Origin of the sequence: Dyella japonica (genome assembly GCF_040545895.1) — a bacterium.
GTDB lineage: Bacteria > Pseudomonadota > Gammaproteobacteria > Xanthomonadales > Rhodanobacteraceae > Dyella > Dyella japonica_D.
In genome coordinates this window covers 846,712-866,041 of record NZ_JBEPMU010000001.1, presented here as the reverse complement: position 1 = coordinate 866,041, position 19,330 = coordinate 846,712, and the positions used below count along the sequence as shown (strand labels likewise).

The window sequence follows — 19,330 nt, the reverse complement described above, 5'->3', positions numbered from 1 at the left end:
TCTGGATCTGTGTCTGAGTGGCGGGTCGAACACGATCTCAGCAAGTCTTATGCTTACGGCCTTTGCAGTATCGAGGCGGCAGCAGCATGGCAAGGCGGGAAAGCGCGGAACCGGTGTCTCGGTCAAAACATCGGCCGGAAGCGGGCGAACTTGAATCGCGCGGCTTCACCCGCCACGGAACGCCTGCTTTTCGACGCACCAACATGGCGCTGTTTGCCGCCGGTCTGGCCACCTTCGGCCTGCTGTACTGCACCCAGCCGCTGATGCCCGAGTTCAGCAAGGACTATGGCGTGAGCGCGGCCACCGCGGCGCTGTCGCTCTCGCTGACCACGGGCGTGCTCGCGTTCGCCATGCTGTTTGCCGGCGGCGTGTCGGACGCCTGGGGGCGCAAGACCATCATGACGGCCTCGCTGGTGTCATCGGCCATCCTGGTGCTGCTGACCGCGCTCGTGCCGGACTGGCACATGCTGCTGATCCTGCGCGCGCTGCTGGGGCTCACGCTGAGCGGCCTGCCCGCCGTGGCGATGACGTATCTCAGCGAGGAAATGCATCCGGATTCGATCGGCCTGGGCATGGGCCTCTACATCAGCGGCAATGCCATCGGCGGCATGGGCGGGCGACTGGTGGCCGGCGTGCTCGCGGAATTCTTCGGATGGCGCATCGGCGTCGCCACCGTCGGCGTGATCGGCCTGGCCTCGGGCCTGGTGTTCTGGCGCAGCCTGCCGCCATCGCGTCACCACGTGCGCCAGCCTTTCCATGTTCGCGCGTTGATGGGGCGCTTCGCTTCCGCATTCCGCGATGCCGGTTTGCCATGGCTGTTCGCCGAAGGCTTCCTGCTGCTCGGCGCGTTCGTCACGCTGTACAACTACATCGGTTATCGCCTGCTGGCGCCGCCGTACGGGCTGAACCAGGCTGTGGTCGGCGCGATCTTCAGCGTGTACTTGATCGGCACCTTCAGCTCGGCCTGGATGGGCCATCTCGCCGGCAAGCTCGGACGCCGCAAGGTGCTGTGGACGGCCTTTGCACTGATGCTGTTGGGGCTGGCGCTCACCGTGACCCAGCCGTTGGTGCTCGTGGTGCTTGGCATCGTCGCGGTGACGTTCGGTTTCTTCGGCGGGCACTCCATCGCCAGCAGTTGGGTGGGGCGTCGCGCGGGCAACAACAAGGCACAGGCGTCCTCGCTTTACCTGTTCTCGTATTACATGGGTTCGAGCCTGGCCGGCGCCAGTGGCGGCCTGTTCTACGCATCGCATGGCTGGAATGGCGTGGCCGTGTTCGTCGGCGCGCTCATCGTGGCCGGCTTGCTGATCGCCTTGCGCCTGTATCGATTGCCGCCGCTGGTCAATCCGTCAAAGCCGGAGACCGAGCCGCCGATTCCCCAGTGAATCAGGTATCTCCACGGCAAGAGCGCGTTGCGGGCTCTTGCCGTGGAATGCCGGGCGTTACTGCGCGTCCGGCTTCAGCATGCCCTTGACGGCGTCGTAGTCGCCATCGTTCGCGGCGGCCGGAAGGTCGAGCAGATGCGTCATCAGCGGGTAGACGTCGACGTTCGGGAACGACGGCACCAGCGCGTCCTGGCGGAATGCCGGGCCGTGCGCCACGAACAGCGCCTGCATCTGCGGCGCGGCGTTGTCGTAGCCGTGGTCACCCTGCGTCGGCTTCTTTTTCTTCGCGAGGTATTCGGTGGTGGAGATGCGCCAGCCCACGTCCGCCAGGCACAGCAGCTGCGGCACGCGCGGATTGCTGCCATAGGCGAAGCGTGTAGGCACGCGCGTCTTGTCCCAGCACGTCATGTGATGCTGCGGCTTCTCCAGTTGCGCTTCGATCTTCGCAAAATCGAAACCCGGTTTCGGATTGAAACCCGCGAGCACGCCCACGCTCACCAGCTCCACGTGCTTGAGCGGGATGAGCTTGTCGATGAGGACGGCGTTGCGCTGCGGCGCGGACGCCATGCCGTGATCGGCGAGCACGATCATGTTGATGCGATCGAGCAGGCCGCGCTGCTGAAGCCCCTGCACGAGGCGGCCGAGCGCCGCGTCAGTCTGCGCAATCGCCTCGTTGACCTGAGGCGAGTCGGGGCCGAAGTCGTGACCGGCGTGATCCACCGCATCGAAGTAAAGCGTGAGGAAGGCAGGGCGCTCGGCGGTGGGCTGATCCAGCCATGCCAGCACTTGGTCCACGCGCTGGTCGGGCGTCACGTTGCCGTCGTACGGCTTCCAGAAATTCGGATGCTCGCCGTGGATGTCGGCCTCGGAACCGGGCCAGAACATGGTGGCGGTCTTCATGCCATGCATCTGCGCGGTTTCCCACAGCGGCGTGCCTTCCGCCCACCACTGGCCGTTGCTCACCGCATCGCGATTGCTCAGCGAGAACTTGCCGAGCGACGCATCGGTCATCGTGTTGTTGATGATGCCGTGGTGATCGGGTCGCAGGCCGGTGACGATGGTGTAGTGATTGGGAAACGTCAGCGACGGAAACGACGGCTGCATGCCGTCGGCTGCGCGCACGCCCTGTTTTGCCAGCGATGCGAGCGTGGGACTGAGTCCGCGTTCGATGTAGTCGGTGCGATAACCGTCGATCGAAATCAGCAGCAGCGGCGCGGGCGCGGGCTTGGCTTTCGCTGCGCTCTGCGGCGCGGTGACGGCGGGTGCGGCGGCTTGCGGGTGAGGCGTGGCGCAACCGGCTCCGAGCGCGATCAGCGAACAGAGCAACGGGCGAAACAGGATCTTCATATGCAATGACTTAGAATCGATACAAAGGCCGTATGATCGCCCAGGCGTATGACCATTACACGTCTTTTCTTTTACGCAACATTCGCCACTTGCCCTCTGTGGGCAACGGTGGCGGTGGCGCATCCGTCACCGCAAGACGCACCGGCGGCGGCTGCCAGCGTGAGTGCGCCGGCTGCACTGTCCGCATCGAAAAAGCCGGCATCGCATGTTGCAACGAAGTCGTCGCAGGTTGATGCGAAAACCGCGGGCAGCGCGGGCAAGATGGCGTCGTCGCCGGAAGCGTCCGCCAATGCGCCGTATCATCTTTCGCACACGCCGCATCGGCTCGATTCGTACCAGAACGCGGTGACGCCACCGCCATCCACGAACGAGCGCTGATCGACGCGCCTAGCGCTTGCCCACCTGCAGCATGGCGCCAAACAGGTCGCCCTCGGCGAGGCGGTTTTCCATCGACAACAGGAACTGCTTGGTGGGTAGTCCGCCACCAAAGCCGGTGAGGCTGCCGTTGGCGCCGATCACGCGATGGCATGGCAGCACGATGGGCAGCGGATTGCGACCGTTCGCGGCACCCACCGCGCGCACGGCCTGCGGATGCTCGATGCGTCGCGCGAGTTCGCCGTAGCTGATGGTGGTGCCGTACGGAATACGTGCGAGCTCCCACCACACTGCCTGCTGGAACGATGTGCCTAGCGGATGCAGCGGCAGATCGAACTGCTGGCGCACACCGGCGAAGTATTCCTCAAGCTGTTGCCTCGCCTGTGCCAGCGGCTCGCGCGCATGCACCCAGTCCGCTTGCGGCGAGCGCTGATGACGCCCGGAGGAAAACCACACTTCGCGCAAACCGATCTCGTCCGCCACCAGCCGCAGGACGCCGATGGGCGTGTCCATGGTGTCGAACCAGATGGTGTCGTTGGACATCACGCGGCCTTCTTCTTCGTGGGTGGCGCTGCGTCGCTCGCGCTTCGCCACAGGTGCATGACGGAGTAGGCGCGCCATGGACGCCACGCTTCCGCGAGTGAGGTCAACGCCTTCGTCGAAAGCTCCGGTCCGTTGCCGGCGGCGGCGCGACGAAGAATGAGGTCGGCGGCCGGAAACGCATCGGGATGGCTGAGCGCACGCATCGCCATGTAGTGTGCGGTCCATTCGCCGATGCCGGGCAACGCCACCCAGCGTTCGACGAATTCATCCAGCGGTTGCTCGCTGCGAAAATCGATGCGCCCATCCAGCAGCGCCTGCGCCACGCCACGCACCGTGGCGGCGCGCGCGGTGGTGAGGCCGATGGCGCGCAGGTCCGCATCCACGAGCAATTCCGGTCCGGGAAACAGGCGCTCCAGTCCGGCAACCGGTGACGTCACCGGTGTACCGAAGTGCTGCACGATGCGTGTGGCCAAGGTGCGCGCTGCAGCCACGCTTACCTGCTGCCCGAGAATCGCGCGCACCGCAATCTCGAAACCGTCCCAGCCGCCGGGCAGGCGCAGGCCTGGGCGCTTGCGCAGCAGCGGACGCAGGACGGGACTTTCCTTCAGCGCGTCGCCGATCGATTGCGGGCTCGCATCCAGGTCGAACATGCGACGCAACTTGTTCACCACGCCGAGCATCTGCGCCGGTTGCGGGCAGTGCAGTTCCAGACGCAGCGCGTGATCGTGGCCGGGCCATGCGCTCAGGCGCAGCCAGCCCGGCGCATCGGGCGTGCCGAACACGCGCGCGTAGCTGTGCTCATCCACGAGTTCGGCGCCGGGCAGGGCGCGTCCGCGCAGGAACGCGAGGATCGCTTCGAAATCGTAGGGCGGTCGATAGCCGAGCCGCAGCGTGATCGCGTCGCCCGTCGTCGCGCTCGGATGGCGGCGCAGGTCGCGCGGCGCCATGCGGTTCGCTTGCAGGAAAGCCGCATTGAAACGACGCAGGCTGCCAAAGCCGGAGGCGAGTGCCACTTCCGTCACGGGCATGGTGGTTTCGGTGAGCAACTGCTTTGCAAACAGCAGTCGACGCGTGGTGTGCACGCTGATCGGTGGCGCGCCCAGCCGTTCCACGAACAGGCGGCGCAGCTGCCGCGCGCCGAGGCCGACGCGTTCAGCCATGTCGTCCACCGACCATTCGTCGAACGCGCCGCTGTCCATCAGTTTCAGCGTGCGTGCGATGACGTGATCGCCGCGCTGCCATGCGTCATTGCCGGGCGCCAGCTCCGGCCGGCAGCGCAGGCACGGGCGAAAGCCCGCCGCCTCGGCCGCGGCGGCGCTGCCGTAGTAGCGCACGTTCTGCGGCTTCGGCGATGGTGCCGGGCACACGGGGCGGCAATAGATGCGCGTGCTGGTGACAGCGGTGAAGAACAGGCCATCGAAGCGAGCGTCTCGGCTCAGGCGTGCCTGTTCGCACGTCTTGTCGTCCGGAATCGGGTGATCGGGGAGGGAAGCCATGACTCAAGGCTAACACCGCCATGCCGGGGTGACTCGCCGTTTTCGGACATCAATGATGGACGTGCCGCCCTCAGCGGGATATCGCAAGCGATACGAGATCGGGCGCGCACTCGGTGCGGCGTCCGGCTTCGAAATTCGCCACGTCCTGTGCGGTGGCGGCGCGGCCTTCGTCGCCGCCGTCGAACATCACGCGCCACACGCCGTCGTTGCCGCGATGCCATACCGTGCTGAACGCGATGAGTGTGTAGCGCGGGTTCGCATTCGGCGCGAGGTTTTCCAGCAGGGCCGGTCCGCTGGACAGCAGCACGGAAGGATCGCCTGCCTGCACCACCCAGGCCGGATACCAGCGCACGCGCATGCTCTTGCCCTCCAGCAGCACCTTCCAGTGCTTGAGGATCGTCGCGCGGCCGCGCTGCGGATGCGCGGTGTTCGCGGCGAACACGGCGTCGTTGTCGATGTGTTCGGCAAACGCTTTCTCGTCGTGTCGATCCACCGAGGCGGCGAACGACAATTCCCGTTGCCATACCGTGCAACGCGGCGTTTCCGCCGCCTGCGCATGAACGGCGGATGCAACCAGGCCAAGCACGGCAACAACCAGGAAACGCACCATGAGCGCAACCTCCAGGAGAGTGCCCCAAGCATGATTTCGCCACGCGCGACGCGACAGTGCCGGATGGCAGATGGGGCGGCTTTTTTGCCGCAGTGCGGTTTGCGGGCACGGGCGCGCCTCGCCACAATGGCGTTTTCCCCTTGGCTGCGACGCTTCCCATGAACGCTCCCACCCGAATCGACACCTCCCGCACCATCCGTGCGCCGCGCGGCACCGAACTGAGCTGCAAGAGCTGGCTCACCGAAGCGCCTTACCGCATGCTCCAGAACAATCTGGACCCGGATGTGGCCGAGAATCCGGCCGAGCTGGTGGTTTACGGCGGCATTGGCCGCGCGGCGCGCAATTGGGAATGCTTCGACGCGATCCTGCGTGCGCTGCGCGAACTCAACGACAACGAGACGCTGCTGATCCAGTCCGGCAAGCCGGTGGGTGTGTTTCCCACGCATGCGGATGCACCGCGCGTGCTGCTGGCCAATTCCAATCTCGTGCCCGCGTGGGCGAACTGGGAACACTTCAACGAGCTCGATAAGAAGGGCTTGATGATGTACGGCCAGATGACGGCCGGCTCGTGGATCTACATCGGTTCGCAAGGCATCGTGCAGGGCACCTACGAGACGTTCGTGGAGATGGGCCGCCAGCACTACGGCGGCAGCCTCAAGGGCAAGTGGATACTTACCGCGGGCCTGGGCGGCATGGGTGGCGCGCAGCCGCTGGCCGCGACGCTGGCGGGCGCGTGCTCGCTCAATATCGAGTGCCAGCAGAAGAGCATCGATTTCCGCCTGAAGACGCGTTACGTCGACGAGCAGGCGAGCGATCTGGACGACGCACTCGCACGCATTGCCAAGTACACCGCGGCGGGCGAAGCGAAGTCGATCGCGCTGCTGGGCAACGCGGCCGACGTGCTGCCGGAACTCGTGCGCCGCGGCGTGCGCCCGGATGCCGTCACGGACCAGACCAGCGCGCACGATCCGGTGAACGGCTACCTGCCGCAAGGCTGGACGGTCGATGAGTGGTTCGAACGTCGCAAGAGCGACCCGGCGGGCACGTCCAAGGCGGCCAAGCAGTCGATGAAAAAACATGTGGAAGCGATGCTCGCGTTCCACGCCCAAGGCATTCCCACCTTCGACTACGGCAACAACATTCGCCAGATGGCGAAGGACGAAGGCTGCGCGGATGCGTTCGCGTTCCCGGGTTTCGTGCCGGCGTTCGTGCGTCCGCTGTTCTGCCGCGGCGTGGGTCCGTTCCGCTGGGTGGCGCTGTCGGGCGATCCGGAAGACATCTACAAGACCGACCAGAAGGTGAAGGAACTGATCTCCGATGATCCGCACCTGCACCGCTGGCTCGACATGGCGAAGGAGCGCATCAACTTCCAGGGTTTGCCGGCGCGCATCTGCTGGGTGGGACTGGGCCTGCGCCACAAACTCGGCCTGGCCTTCAACGAGATGGTGCGCAAGGGCGAGCTGAAGGCGCCGGTGGTGATCGGTCGTGATCATCTCGATTCCGGTTCCGTGGCCAGCCCCAATCGCGAAACCGAAGCGATGCGTGACGGCTCCGACGCGGTGAGCGACTGGCCGCTGCTCAACGCCATGCTCAACGTGGCCGGTGGCGCAACGTGGGTGTCGCTGCATCACGGCGGTGGCGTGGGCATGGGTTATTCGCAGCACTCGGGCGTGGTGATCGTGTGCGACGGCAGCGAAGCGGCGGACCAGCGCATTGCGCGCGTGCTGTGGAACGATCCGGGCACGGGCGTGATGCGTCATGCCGATGCGGGTTATGACATCGCCATCGAGTGCGCGAAGGAGCAGGGCCTCAACCTGCCGATGATCTGATCGTCGGACGTGCCTTGCGCGCAGCGCAGCGCAGGGCACGTGGCGTGCTGCGCGCGGACAAGGCACCTGGCGTCTATTCGCTGATCCCTCACGCAGCCTGGTGAGCGCCAGCCATCCTTGACTCAGCACGGTGGTGCGGGACCGTTGGCGGGCGCATCATGTCGTCACATCCAACGAGGAGGTGCGACATGTCGGTCGAGCTGCAGATGTTGGGGTGGTCGATCCTGCTTGGCGTGGTCTACGTATTGTTGGCGGTGACACTGGCCACGCAGCAGCGGGGCCTGTCCTGGAACACGGGCAATCGGACCGGCGAGGGCGCGCTCACCGGTGCCGCCGATCGCGCGGGGCGCGCGAGCCGCAACTTCCTCGAAACGTTCCCGTTCTTTGCGGCGGCGGTGCTGGCCGTGCTGGTGGGACAGTGCGCCAGCGCTACCACCGCGCTCGGTGCGGAACTCTACTTCTGGGCACGCGTGGTCTATCTGCCGGTGTACGTGATCGGCATTCCCTACCTGCGCACGCTGGTGTGGGTGGTCTCGATGGCGGGGTTGCTCATGGTCCTGTCCGGCGTGTTCTGTTCGCGCTAACGCAATCGTCGCCCTGGGCGGCGACGTGCCATTCCAACGATGAACCCAAGGCGCTCCCATCGCGGGAGCGTCTTCGTCTGCGCGTGCCTGGTGGCGTCGCCGCCGGGGCGTGGCGCGAGCCTTGTGCGTCAATAAATCGACGTTCGTCGACATTTTGACGTCATTTTTTCGTCGACCTTTCCCCTGGGGTTCGCTTTTGGGTGTGGTGTTTTTCAATGTTTGTCAATCATTTGCGGGTGTTTCGCCGAGCGGCCTGTAGGAGGGCGGTGCAAGCCATTCATGGCGTGACCACACTGGTGGTCCGGCACGGTACGTGTCGGGCCGCCGGCAGGGTCCGGCGGTATTCCCTGATTGACGACTGGAGAAACTGCATGAACACCAACACTGTACGCACCGGCTCGCTGACCGAACTGTCCAGCTACCCGAAATGGGCACGCGACATGGTGGAAGCCTGCGAACCCGCCCGCCGGAGCGTCCGCGACCACGTGATGTGGGACATGATGAGCGAGGGTCATATCGACCTGTCCACCGTGCGCAACTTCATGGTCGGCACCTGGTCGCTGATCGAGCGCTTCCCGTCCTTCATGGCGCTGAGCCTGCTCAAGACGCGTTATGGCCGCAGTGCCGGCGACAACATGGCACGGCGCTGGTTGGTTCGTAACATCCGCGTGGAGCAGAACCACGCGGAGTATTGGCTCGACTGGGCCGAGGGATCGGGCGTGTCGCGTGAAGAGGTCCTTGACGGGTTGCCGCCGCGCGGCACGCAGACGGCTGCCGAGTGGTGCCACGACGTTTGCGGTCGCGACACGCTGGCCGCCGGCATCGCTGCCACCAACTACGCCATCGAAGGCGTGACGGGCGAGTGGTCCCAGAAGGTGTATGACAGCGTGGCGTATGCCAACAGCCTGCCTGCGGCCGGCCGCAAGTCGACCCTGCGTTGGCTTCAGCTACACGCTGCCTATGACGATACTCATCCATGGGAGGCGCTGGAGATCGTCTGTACCCTTATGGGCAGCCAGCCAGCCGACGAGGAAGTGGAGCACCTGCGGGAATGCATCGAGCGCAGTTACGTGAGTCTGCACTACGGGCTGGAGCGTTGCCTGATGCAGCACACCGTGGGTGAAGTGGAAGAGCAGGCGGCGTAATGGGGATCTCGTCGTCGACAGCGTGACGGGACGAGATGTAGCTTTATGAAGTGGTCGTGTAAAAGGACGCCATGGATTTGATCCGTAGCACCTCTCCAAGACCGCTGTCCCGGCGCTTGAGGCCACTGGCCTATGGGCTGGTGGCCGTCATCGGCCTGATTCTCATGCTTACCTGGGGAGCCCTCCAGGTCCAGGTCACTCTCGCCGGTTTCCTCAACGGCGAGAGTGTCTGGAGCAAGGCGCAGAAGCAGGCGGTGGTGGACCTGCTTGGCTATGCCCAGTCGGGCGATGCGGCCCGGCTGGCCGCCTTCCGCAAGAACTACGAGTTGTTGTCGTCCGACGGCTGGGCGCGCGACGCCATCGCATCGGGCCACTACGACCGCACCCTCATTCACCAGGCCTTCCAGCGGGGCAAGATCCTGCCGCAGGCCGAGCCGGGCATGATCTTCATGCTGCGCTGCTGCACAGCCGCGCCGCACATGGGCGAGGCCGTGGCGCTCTGGCGCGCGGCCGACGGCCCGCTCAGGCAACTGGACGGCGTGGCCAAGGAGTTGAGCGACGCTTACTCGCGTGGCCAGCCCGATCAGGCGTGGCTGCACTGGCAGCTCGATCGCATCAACGGGCTGAACAACGATCTCGAGCCGCTCACCAACGGCTTTTCGCTGGAAGTGGCGCAGGGCGCCATCTGGCTGGGACGCGTGTTGTTCCTCGCGGTGTTCCTCACCGCGTGCGTGGCATCGTTGCTGTGGCTGCGCATGGCGCAGCGCATTCTTTCGCGCATTCGCGGCACCGAGGAGCGCTACAGCCTGCTGTTCAACAGCGCAGCCGACGCCATCCTGATGGTGGACGAAGAAACCGGCCGCATCCTCGAAGCGAACCGCACGGCCTTGCAATGGACCGGCCGCGACGTGGACAACCTCACCGGCGAGGAACTCTCCACCTTCTTCACGCCGCTGCTGCATCGCGCGGACGGCGCCATTACCGGCGAGTTGCGCACGGCGGACGGTGAACTGCGTCCGGTCGAGATGCGCAGCAGCGTCACGGACTGGGGCACGCGGAGCGTGCGCCAGTCCATCCTGCGCGACATCACCGAGCGCGTGAACCTGGAGCAGCAGCGGCGCATCGCCTCCGAAGCGCTGGCGAGCATTGCCGAAGGCGTGATCATCGCCGAGGCGGACCGCCGCGTGGCGCGCGTGAACGCCGCGCACATCCGCATGACCGGCTTCACCGTGCAAGCCTTGCAAGGCCTGCGCTTCGACGACCTGCGTTGCCTGCCGGACGGCTCGCCGTTGCCCAACTCGGTGTGGGACGTGATCGAGGCCGAAGGCAACTGGGTGGGCGAAGTGCGCAGCCGTCGCATGGACGGCACCAGTTATCCGGAGCTGCTCAGCATCAGTGCCATCCGTAACCCGGAAGGCGACGTGCAGCACTACGTGGCGGTGATCAACAACATCAGCGCGGCGAAGGCGAACGAACAGCGCCTGCAGTACATGGCTGCGCACGACACGCTCACGGGCCTCGCCAACCGGGCGGAGTTCGAGCGTCGCTGCGTGCAGGCGATAACCACTGCCGAGCGCGAGCGCGGCATGGCCGCCGTGGTCTTCATCGATCTGGATGCCTTCAAGGCCGTGAACGACAGCTACACGCACGCCATCGGCGACCACCTGCTGGTCAAGGTGGCCGAACGCATCGTCTACGAGTTGGGCGACCGCGGCGTGGCGGGGCGCATCGGCGGCGACGAGTTCACCGTGCTGCTGTCGGACCTGCATTCGCGCGAACAGGCCAGCGCGCTGGCGGGGCGATTGCTCACCGTGCTGTCGGCGCCGTTTGCCGTGGGCGATTACGAACTCGCACTCAGCGCCAGTATCGGCATCGCCTGTTTTCCGCTGGACGGCACCGACGTGCCCACGCTCATCACCAATGCCGATGCCGCTATGTATGCCGCGAAGACGGAAGAGCGCAACGCCTTCCGCTTTTATTCGCCGCGCATGCAGGCTGATGCAAGGCGCCGCATCGCGCTCGCCTCGGAATTGCGTAAGGCGCTGTCGGAGAGCGAGTTCCGCCTGATGTACCAGCCCACCGTGGAAATGCGCACCGGACGCATCGTGGCGGTGGAAGCGCTGCTGCGCTGGTATCACCCGCAGCGCGGCCTGATCGCGCCGGGCGAGTTCATTCCCATGGCGGAGAAACTCGGACTGATCCGCCGCATCGACCAGTGGGTGCTGCAGGCCGCGTGCGAGCAGATGTCGGCCTGGGACAAGGCGGGCCTGCCGCCCTTGCGCATGGCCGTGAACGTGTCCGCCAACTGGTTCGGCCAGGCGAACTTCGTCGACGAGATTCGCATGCTGCTCGAATCGCGGCGCCTCGCGCCCGAGCGCCTGATGCTGGAAATCACCGAGGGCGCCATCCTTCGCCTGGGCGAAGAGATGGAGCGCACGCTGCACGCGCTGCATTCGCTGGGCGTGGGCGTGGCCATTGACGACTTCGGTACCGGGTATTCGTCGATGAGCTACCTGAAGCTGCGTGCCATCGACTACCTGAAGATCGACCAGAGTTTCGTCGCCGGCCTGCCGGACGACGCCAGCGACGGCGCCATCGTGGAATCCATGCTCACGCTATGCCGGCGCCTGGACATCAGCCCGATTGCCGAGGGCATCGAAACCGAAGAACAGCATCGCTTCCTGCTGCGCGCCGGTTGCGTGGAAGGGCAGGGCTTCCTGTATTCGCGACCGGTCGAGCCCGATGTCATCGCGCAATTGCTGAGTCCCGGGCGGCGCCAGAACAACTCACATCTTCGTCTGGTGCCGCCCGAAGCCGGTTGACGTCTCAGTGCAGCGTCACGCTGACCACTTCACCGCGATCGGGCACATAGAGCGTCGGGAACTGCTGCTGCAGGTGCACCACCTTGGGCGCGTCGTTGAACACGATGTACGGCTCGTTGGGATGCCGCTTCGCATAGTCCTGGTGATAGGACTCGGCCACGTAGAAACCCTTGAGAGGCGTTACCTGCGTCACGATCGGATCGGCGAACGCATGGGCTGCCTTCAACTGCGCGATGTACGCGGTGGCGATGCGCTGCTGTTCGTCGTTGCCGTAGAAGATTGCTGAGCGGTATTGCGTGCCCACGTCCGGGCCCTGGCGATTGAGCTGCGTCGGGTCGGTGGCGACGGAGAAGTAGATCTTCAACAACTGGCCGTAGCTCACCTTGGTGGGGTCGTAGACGATCTTCACGGACTCGGCGTGGCCGGTGTCGCCGTCGCTGACGCGGTCGTAGTCCGCGGTGCTGGCGGCGCCGCCGGAATAGCCGGCCCACACTTTCTTCACGCCTTTGACGTGCTGGAACACCGCCTGCAGACCCCAGAAGCAACCGCCGGCGAGAACGGCCGTCTGGTCGCCCTGGGCCGGGCTGGCATCCACGGTGGGATCGGGAAGCGGGGCGTTGTCGCTGCCGGCCGTGGCCAGCGTGCAGGCGCCCAGTCCGCCCATCAGCAACACGCTGGCGAGGACGGGGAACAACTTGAATCGGCGGATGCTCATGAAGGAACGCTCCATCGAAGAGTGGGGACATGCCCGCCTGGGGAGTGGCGGGCCTTGCTTCCTTATTCGTCGCCTGGGTGCTTCCGGTTACCTCCATCCTGCCAGCTCCGGCCAGGCAGGATGCGAAGGCGCCGCCAAGGCGGTGTTATGGTTCGGCTCCGGCCTCCCTGGACCTTCCCATGTCGCATCCGCTGGATCTCGAGGGCTACCTGCAACGCATCGGCTTCGTCGGCGAGCCACGCGCCGACGTGGCGACCTTGCGCGCGCTCGCCACGGCGCACATTGCGGCCATCCCGTTCGAGAACCTCGACCCGCTGCTGGGCACGACGGTATCGCTGGATCTGGCGGCCATCGAAACCAAGTTGGTGAAGAACCATCGCGGCGGCTACTGCTTCGAGCAGAACGGCCTGTTCCAGGCGGCGCTGAAGGCCATCGGATTCGACGTGACCGGGCTCATCGCCCGCGTGCTGTGGAACCAGCCCGAGGATGCCGAATCGGCGCAAACGCATATGCTGCTGCGCGTGAAAGTGGAAGGCGAGAGCTGGCTGGCCGACGTCGGCTTCGGCAGCATGGCGCTGGGTGGCGCGTTGCGTCTGGTGGTCGACGAGGCGCAGCCCACGTCACTGGAACCGTTCCGGCTGATCACGGATGGCACGCAATGGCGCACGCAGGCGCTGGTTCGCGATGAATGGCGCACGCTCTACCGATTCCGGCTGCAAACGGCCGAAGCCATCGACTATGTGGTGGGCAACCATTTCACGTCGACGTATCCGTCTTCGCATTTTCGCCACGGCTTGATCGTGGCGCGCACGCTGGCGGATCGCCGGCTCGGCTTGCGCAATCGCGAATTCGTGGTGCATACGCTGGGGCAGGACTCCGAGCGCCGCACCTTGCAAGGCACGGACGAGATCAAGCGGGTCATCGAGGAACAGTTCGGCATCCGCCTGCCGGCGTCGCCGCTGCTGGATGCGAAACTCGCCGCGCTGCCGATGCCGGATGCCTGATCAGTCCAGTGCGTTCACGCGGATGACGAAGTCTTCCACCTGCACCACCTGGCCCGCATGGATCTTGCAGGTCTTGCGCAGTTCCTGTTCGCCATCCACATACACCGCGCCGGTGGCCACGATGGCCTTGCCGGCGCCGCCGCTGTCGCACAGGCCGACCAGCTTGAGCAGCTGGTTGAGTTCCACGTAGTCGCGGTCCAGTTCGAAATCGAGTTCTTGCATGGTGGTGTGGTGCTCAGGCGTCGGTGTCATCGAAGGCGCTTTCGGGTAGCGCGAAGAATACGAAGAACGGCGTGTCGGCTTCCTGCCAGTAGTCGACCGCCTCTTCGACAATGTCGAGCAGCGTGTCGAAGTCGTCTTCGTTGTGGTTGCGCATCTGTTCGGCGTGATCGAACAGCAGGATGTAGCCGCTGGCCTTGAGCCAGGAGAGGTCGCGCATGCTGTCGGCCAGCGCGTCCCAGTTGCGGCCGAAGTCGGCTGGCAGGTGCAGTGCTCGAGTGAGTCGATCGAACAGCGCGTCCTCGTCGGTGTAGTCGGCGAGGCTGATGCGACACACGCGCAGCCCCTGCATGCCGGCCGCCTCGGCCAAGGGCTCCAGATCCTCGCTGGTGACGAAGAAGATGCCGCCGTGTTCGGCGTCGCCGAAATCGAGATCGAATTGCGCACTCATCGGGATACCTCGAACGGGCGAAATGTGCGGTAGTGGTCGTCGGTGTAGTAGTAATACTGCGGCGGGGTGCCGCCGGTGATGATGCGTCGGGCGCCACGGTAATCGAGCCCGGGCGTGTCCACGGTGTACTCGTGATAGTAGCCCTCGGGCTTCGCCGGCAAGCGCCCCTCGCGGTTCTGGAACACCACGCCGTCCTGCCGATGTTCGAACGGGCCGCCAGTGGCGATGCGTCGCAGCGTGTCGGCGGCTTCCGGCGGCAGGAACGACGGCAGTGAGTCGCTGCGCGTCGGCGTTGCATTGGGCGCCGCGGCGTTTGGTGGCACTGCGTTTTGCGGTGCCGCGCTTTCCGGCACCGCGTTGCCTTGCGGCGCAGGCTCGGAAGTGTGGCGGCCCCACAGCAACGCCGCCACGGCCAGCACGACCAGCAGAAGCAATGGTTTGATTGTGCGCATCACGGAACGCCCTGGCGGAGTGGCGCGAGTGTAGACCCTCCGGCGCGGCCAGGCACGCCGGCGTCAGCCCGCGGCGTCCACCCGCTGCTGCAGCGCCATGGCGGCGGCCGGGTTGCGTTCCTTCGCGCTGCTGATGAAGTAGATGAACACGTCGCGCGGCGCCTGCGGCTTGATCGGGGCGGACACGTGCGGTAGTTCCGGCAGGTCGTTGCCCTCGGCCCAGGCACGTGCGCGCGTGCTCCAGTGGTCCAGCTCGCCCGGCGCATAGCCGGTATCCAGGTGCGATTCGCTGCGCATCAGCCGTGCATAGGCAAAGTCGCCGGTCAGATCGGCCAGCGACGGATACTGCGGCGAATCGGTGAACACGGTAGGGATGCGATACGAACGCGCCAACTCCACATAGCGTTCGTCGAGAAAACTGCGGTGGCGCACTTCCAGCACATGGCGCATCGGCTGGCCGTTGAGTTCGCGCGGCAACATGTCGAGGAACGAGGCCAGGTCGTTGGCGTCGAAGGCGCGCGATGGCGGGAATTGCCACAGCACCGGGCCGAGGCGGCGGCCGAATTCCGCCAGACCGCCGAACACGAAGCCATCGATGCCGCGACCGGCATCAGCCAGTCGCTTGCCTTCGGTGACGTAGCGCGGTGCCTTCAGCGAAAACACGAATCCATCCGGTGTTTCGGCCGCCCATTTCGCGTAGGTCGCAGGCTTCTGCGCGCCGTAGTACGTGCCGTTGATCTCGATGGCGCGCAGGTGGTTGCTGGCGTATTCCAGCTCGCGCCGTTGCACCAGTCCGGACGGATAAAAGTTGTTGCGCCACGGCGCGAAGTTCCAGCCGCCGATGCCGACGCGGATGCGCGATGCAGGACCCTGCGCGGGTGCGGGCGAGAACAGGTCGGCAGGCATGGCAGTGAACTCGTTGGGGACGACAAATCATGCCACGGCGAAAGTGAAGGAAAGCCTCCACACCTGCGGCTTCAGGGCGCCGACCTCAGTCCAGCGGCAGGTGATTGGGATAAGGCCCGCGCGCCGCCATGAACGCGGTGGGCGTCATGCCCGCGAAGGCGCGGAACTCGTGCACGAGATGCGCCTGGTCGCCGTAGCCGCCGTCGATGGCCACGCCGCTCCAGTCCACCGCCTGCGACCGGTACACCGCATCCACCACGCGGCGAAAGCGCATGAGCCGTGCGTAACGCTTCGGCCCCATGCCGACCTGTCGGCGGAACAGACGGCCAAACCGATATTCCGACAGGCCCGTATCCCGTACCAGCGGAGCAATGCGCGCCAGTTGCGGTTGCGCGCCGATGCTGTTCAACGCATGCAACACTTCGGGCGCGAGCCGCGGCATGCGCATGTGTGCCAGCAGCCACTGTTGGAGGATGGCCAGGCGAGCATGCGGGCAGGGCGTATCCAGCAGTTGTTCGCGCAGGCGATGCGCGCTATGGCCGAAGATGTCTTCCAGGCCGATGTCCTGGTCGACCAGCGCTTCGTGATCCTCGCCGGTGAACGCATGCGCGCCACCGGGATGAAACACCGCGCCCATCACGCGCACCTGTTCGGCGGTGTCGATGATCTGGCTGCGCAGGCAGGGGCCGCCGATGACGGAGGCCGCGGCGCGCAGGCAACGCCGGTCGGCGTCGTCGCTGTAGACGCGCGTTTCGTTCTCGTGGAGGTTGATGATCAGCGCCGCGCCGGGCACCGGCAGCACGCGTTCGAAGTGGTGGGCGGCCGGCGGCATGTCCCAGTCCCACAGGCGCGAGACCAGGACATCGAGCGGTGGCGAGGGCACGACAACGTGGTGTCCCATCGGCTGACTCCAGGCGACATCTGAAGTCTAGGCCGATGGGTGAGCCTTGTCAGGTCGACTTGCCCGGGAACACCGGCCCGCTCGGGTTCGGCGCGGTGGCCGAATCGTGCTGCATCGTGCGTACCACCATGTCCTGTGGCGTGGTGAGCGGCAGGTCGGCCTTGCGCAGGCGGTCGAGAATCTCGAACAGCAGGTCGCTCTTCACTGTGCCCGCGTCGCGCGGATTATTCACGTAGGCCGTGCACACGAACATCATGGAGCCAGCGTCGATGCTGTCCAGCTGCACGCTGGGTGCGGGCGTGTTGAGCGTGACGGAATGATTGCGCAGGATGTCGAAGATGATCTGCCGCACCTTGGACGCGTCGCTGCTCAACGGCATCGGCAGGCGGATCTGCACGCGGCCCTGCGCATTGGCCAGCGTCACGTTGCGCACGTTCTGCGTGATCAACTGCGAGTTGGGCACGATCACGATGGAGCGGTCACCCTGCTGTATCTCGGTGGCGCGCACGTTGATGCGCTTGATGTCGCCCTCGACGCCGCTGAGGCTGACCCAGTCGCCCACCTTCACCGGCCGTTCCGCCAGCAGGATCAGGCCCGAGATGAAGTTCTGCACGATGGCCTGCAGGCCGAAACCGATACCTACCGACAGCGCACTGGCCACCCACGCGATGCTCTGCACATCCACGTCCAGCGCGCCAAGCACCAGCACGAACACCAGGATGCCGCCGACGTAGCCCAGCAGCGTCACGATGGACATCTGCATGCCTTTGTCGAGCGCCGTCTTGGGCAGCAGCTTGTTGCCCAGCCAGAGCTTGATCTGGCGAACGATCAGGCCACCCACCAGCAGCGCCATCAAGGCGCGCGCAATGCTGGTCGGGTTGATCTTCAGCGAGCCCAGCGATGCGCCGCTGAAGAAATGCGCGCCGCGATCCACCAGCTCGTTCGGCCCGGCGCCGTAGGGCGCGAGAATCAGCGGAATGGCAAACAACAGCAGGAAGGCGCGGCCAACGCCTGAAAGGATGGTGGCCGTCTGTTCGAGACGTGCGGGCTCGAAGCCGAAATTCTGCTGCATGCGCAACCCGGTGCGCGACTCCGGATCGAACAACGACTCGCAGAGATCGTTAATCAGGTGCATCAGCACATAGAGCGCACAGATCAGGAAGCCGGCGCGAATCATCTGGCGCGCGACGTAGAAACCCGCGGCCACGTAACCGGTAAGCACCGCCAGCAGGGTCACCAGCATGCCCAGGAAAGCGCACAACACCAGCACGCCTACCCATAGCGGACGCTTCGCCGGCTTTTCGCCACTGGCCAGCAGGGCGCGGCGTGCGCGGCTCATCAGGACGAGCGCGTAGGCCAGCAGCACGCCGATCAGCGTGGCCGCGAAAGCGTTCGCCGCCATGATGGCGGCGAGGCTGGCGCCGATGCTGTTGGTGACGCGCTCGATGATGCTCAACAACAGTGCGCTGTAGGCCATCAGCATGGGGAACGGCCACAGGCGATTGGCGAGGTCGTCGGAAATCGGCGGCAGGCGCCACGACGGATGCTTCACCATCAGCAGCGCACGTCCCAGTCCCGCCATCGTGGCGATGTAGAACATCAGGCGCACCAGCGGACGCACGAGGTCGTCGAGGTTCTGATCGAACACGCCGTTCCAGTTCACGGCGAGATAGATGAGCCACGCGGCAACGCCGTAGATCAACGTCGTGCCCACGGTGACCAGCACGGCCATCACGCTGCGGCGCAAATGGCCTGAAGGCAGGTAGCGCGCTGCCTTGTCCAGCATCTGGTGTTCCAGCACGCGACGTCCCGCCGCCATCAGCGCGATGGCGCCGAGCAGGCAGGCGATGAATGGCACGCGATTGTCGGGCTGCCATGCCTGCACGACGGCGCCCTTGATCGATTGCGAGAGATCGTGGAAGGCGGCGCGATCGGCCGGTGCGTTCTGCGCAATGCGGCTCCAGAAGGCGGGGCTCAGCGGCGACGCACTGCGTTCGCTGACCTGGGTCTGGAACAGGTTGCGGCGCATCGCGCTGATGCTGGTCACCAGCTGCTGGGCTTCCTTGCTGATCAGCTTGGCCTGGGTGACCTGGCCGGTCAGGTCCGTCTGGTCCTTGAGCAGTTGCTTGCGCTGGCTTGCCACTTCGGGTGCTTCGGCGGGCGCGCCTTTCTCGGGAGCCGGGCCGAGCACGTCGATCTTGGCCTTGAGCGCATCGGCCTGCGGGGCGAGGCTGGCTGCCAGCGCATCGGCCTGCTGCTGCACCGACTGCGCCTTGGTGCGCGCGGTGGACAGGGTCTCGTCCGTCACCTGCTTGTCGGCCAGCGTCTGCTTGATCTGGTCGAGCTGCGCATTGAGCTGGTCGGGCGTGGCCAGCGGCGCCTGCTGGTTCTGGCTCGTATTCTGCGCGTCCTGCGCAAGCACGGTGGTGGTGCCGCCGATGGCGACGATGAGGATCAGCAGCAAGCGGGAAAGGATAGGCATGCGGGCATGATCCGGACCGGTCCTGAACCGGTCAATGAATAAATGCCTTTGACAGTGTGTTCAG

At 65.5% G+C, this 19,330-nt stretch carries 18 protein-coding genes; 7 read left to right on the top strand and 11 right to left on the bottom strand.

Annotation, left to right across the window (positions count from 1 at the left end; genetic code table 11):
- Positions 1-203: 203 nt before the first annotated feature.
- Positions 204-1,385 (top strand): MFS transporter, encoded by a 1,182-nt coding sequence (locus tag ABIC75_RS03710; RefSeq protein ID WP_354012500.1) that lies wholly within the window; start codon positions 204-206, stop codon positions 1,383-1,385.
- 57 nt (positions 1,386-1,442) lie between these two features.
- Here ABIC75_RS03710 and ABIC75_RS03705 read toward each other — a convergent pair whose 3' ends face one another.
- Positions 1,443-2,732: an ectonucleotide pyrophosphatase/phosphodiesterase gene (locus tag ABIC75_RS03705; RefSeq protein ID WP_354012499.1), complete on the bottom strand. Its 1,290-nt coding sequence runs from the start codon at positions 2,730-2,732 to the stop codon at positions 1,443-1,445.
- Between the two features lie 114 nt (positions 2,733-2,846).
- Here ABIC75_RS03705 and ABIC75_RS03700 point away from each other — a divergent pair, with 114 nt between their 5' ends.
- A complete protein-coding gene (locus ABIC75_RS03700; RefSeq protein WP_354012498.1) occupies positions 2,847-3,110 on the top strand; it encodes a hypothetical protein in 264 nt (87 codons plus the stop codon).
- Positions 3,111-3,119: 9 nt separating this feature from the next.
- Here ABIC75_RS03700 and ABIC75_RS03695 read toward each other — a convergent pair whose 3' ends face one another.
- The 3 genes from ABIC75_RS03695 to ABIC75_RS03685 all read right to left on the bottom strand — a co-directional run bounded on the left by ABIC75_RS03695 (position 3,120) and on the right by ABIC75_RS03685 (position 5,756).
- The gene (locus ABIC75_RS03695; protein ID WP_354012497.1) at positions 3,120-3,650 is read right to left on the bottom strand and encodes a methylated-DNA--[protein]-cysteine S-methyltransferase; all 531 of its coding nucleotides are present in this window, start codon (positions 3,648-3,650) and stop codon (positions 3,120-3,122) included.
- Complete coding sequence (locus ABIC75_RS03690) at positions 3,650-5,146, bottom strand: AlkA N-terminal domain-containing protein (protein ID WP_354012496.1); 1,497 nt, start codon at positions 5,144-5,146, stop codon at positions 3,650-3,652. Before ABIC75_RS03690 ends, ABIC75_RS03695 begins: the two co-directional genes overlap by 1 nt.
- A 70-nt stretch (positions 5,147-5,216) precedes the next feature.
- A complete protein-coding gene (locus ABIC75_RS03685) occupies positions 5,217-5,756 on the bottom strand; it encodes a YybH family protein (RefSeq protein ID WP_354012495.1) in 540 nt (179 codons plus the stop codon).
- Between the two features lie 158 nt (positions 5,757-5,914).
- On the opposite strand from ABIC75_RS03685, the gene hutU reads away from it, so the two are divergent.
- The 4 genes from hutU (at position 5,915) to ABIC75_RS03665 (ending at position 12,136) form a co-directional block, all read left to right on the top strand.
- Positions 5,915-7,585, top strand: coding sequence for a urocanate hydratase (gene hutU, locus ABIC75_RS03680; protein WP_354012494.1), 1,671 nt, complete (start codon positions 5,915-5,917; stop codon positions 7,583-7,585).
- Between the two features lie 188 nt (positions 7,586-7,773).
- On the top strand, positions 7,774-8,169 hold the full coding sequence (locus tag ABIC75_RS03675; protein WP_354012493.1) for an MAPEG family protein: 396 nt from the start codon (positions 7,774-7,776) through the stop codon (positions 8,167-8,169).
- Between the two features lie 371 nt (positions 8,170-8,540).
- Positions 8,541-9,314, top strand: a complete 774-nt coding sequence (locus ABIC75_RS03670) for a TenA family transcriptional regulator (RefSeq protein WP_354012492.1) — start codon at positions 8,541-8,543, stop codon at positions 9,312-9,314.
- A 71-nt stretch (positions 9,315-9,385) separates the two neighbouring features.
- On the top strand, positions 9,386-12,136 hold the full coding sequence (locus ABIC75_RS03665; RefSeq protein ID WP_354012491.1) for a putative bifunctional diguanylate cyclase/phosphodiesterase: 2,751 nt from the start codon (positions 9,386-9,388) through the stop codon (positions 12,134-12,136).
- Between the two features lie 4 nt (positions 12,137-12,140).
- On the opposite strand, the gene msrA is transcribed toward ABIC75_RS03665, so the two are convergent.
- The gene (gene msrA, locus ABIC75_RS03660) at positions 12,141-12,851 is read right to left on the bottom strand and encodes a peptide-methionine (S)-S-oxide reductase MsrA (RefSeq protein WP_354012490.1); all 711 of its coding nucleotides are present in this window, start codon (positions 12,849-12,851) and stop codon (positions 12,141-12,143) included.
- Between the two features lie 179 nt (positions 12,852-13,030).
- Between msrA and ABIC75_RS03655 the strand changes: the two genes are divergently transcribed.
- Entirely contained in the window at positions 13,031-13,855 is an 825-nt protein-coding gene (locus ABIC75_RS03655) for an arylamine N-acetyltransferase family protein (protein ID WP_354012489.1), read from the top strand.
- Here ABIC75_RS03655 and ABIC75_RS03650 read toward each other — a convergent pair whose 3' ends face one another.
- The 6 genes from ABIC75_RS03650 to ABIC75_RS03625 form a co-directional block, all read right to left on the bottom strand.
- The gene (locus ABIC75_RS03650; protein WP_354013060.1) at positions 13,856-14,077 is read right to left on the bottom strand and encodes an RNA-binding S4 domain-containing protein; all 222 of its coding nucleotides are present in this window, start codon (positions 14,075-14,077) and stop codon (positions 13,856-13,858) included.
- 13 nt (positions 14,078-14,090) lie between these two features.
- Entirely contained in the window at positions 14,091-14,525 is a 435-nt protein-coding gene (locus tag ABIC75_RS03645; protein WP_354012488.1) for a barstar family protein, read from the bottom strand.
- A complete protein-coding gene (locus ABIC75_RS03640; RefSeq protein ID WP_354012487.1) occupies positions 14,522-14,977 on the bottom strand; it encodes a ribonuclease domain-containing protein in 456 nt (151 codons plus the stop codon). Before ABIC75_RS03640 ends, ABIC75_RS03645 begins: the two co-directional genes overlap by 4 nt.
- Positions 14,978-15,040: 63 nt before the next feature.
- Positions 15,041-15,883 (bottom strand): DUF72 domain-containing protein, encoded by an 843-nt coding sequence (locus ABIC75_RS03635; protein ID WP_354012486.1) that lies wholly within the window; start codon positions 15,881-15,883, stop codon positions 15,041-15,043.
- 85 nt (positions 15,884-15,968) lie between these two features.
- A complete protein-coding gene (locus ABIC75_RS03630; RefSeq protein WP_354012485.1) occupies positions 15,969-16,784 on the bottom strand; it encodes a helix-turn-helix domain-containing protein in 816 nt (271 codons plus the stop codon).
- A gap of 49 nt (positions 16,785-16,833) precedes the next feature.
- Positions 16,834-19,266, bottom strand: coding sequence for a DUF3772 domain-containing protein (locus ABIC75_RS03625; RefSeq protein WP_354012484.1), 2,433 nt, complete (start codon positions 19,264-19,266; stop codon positions 16,834-16,836).
- Between the last annotated feature and the right edge of the window lie 64 nt (positions 19,267-19,330).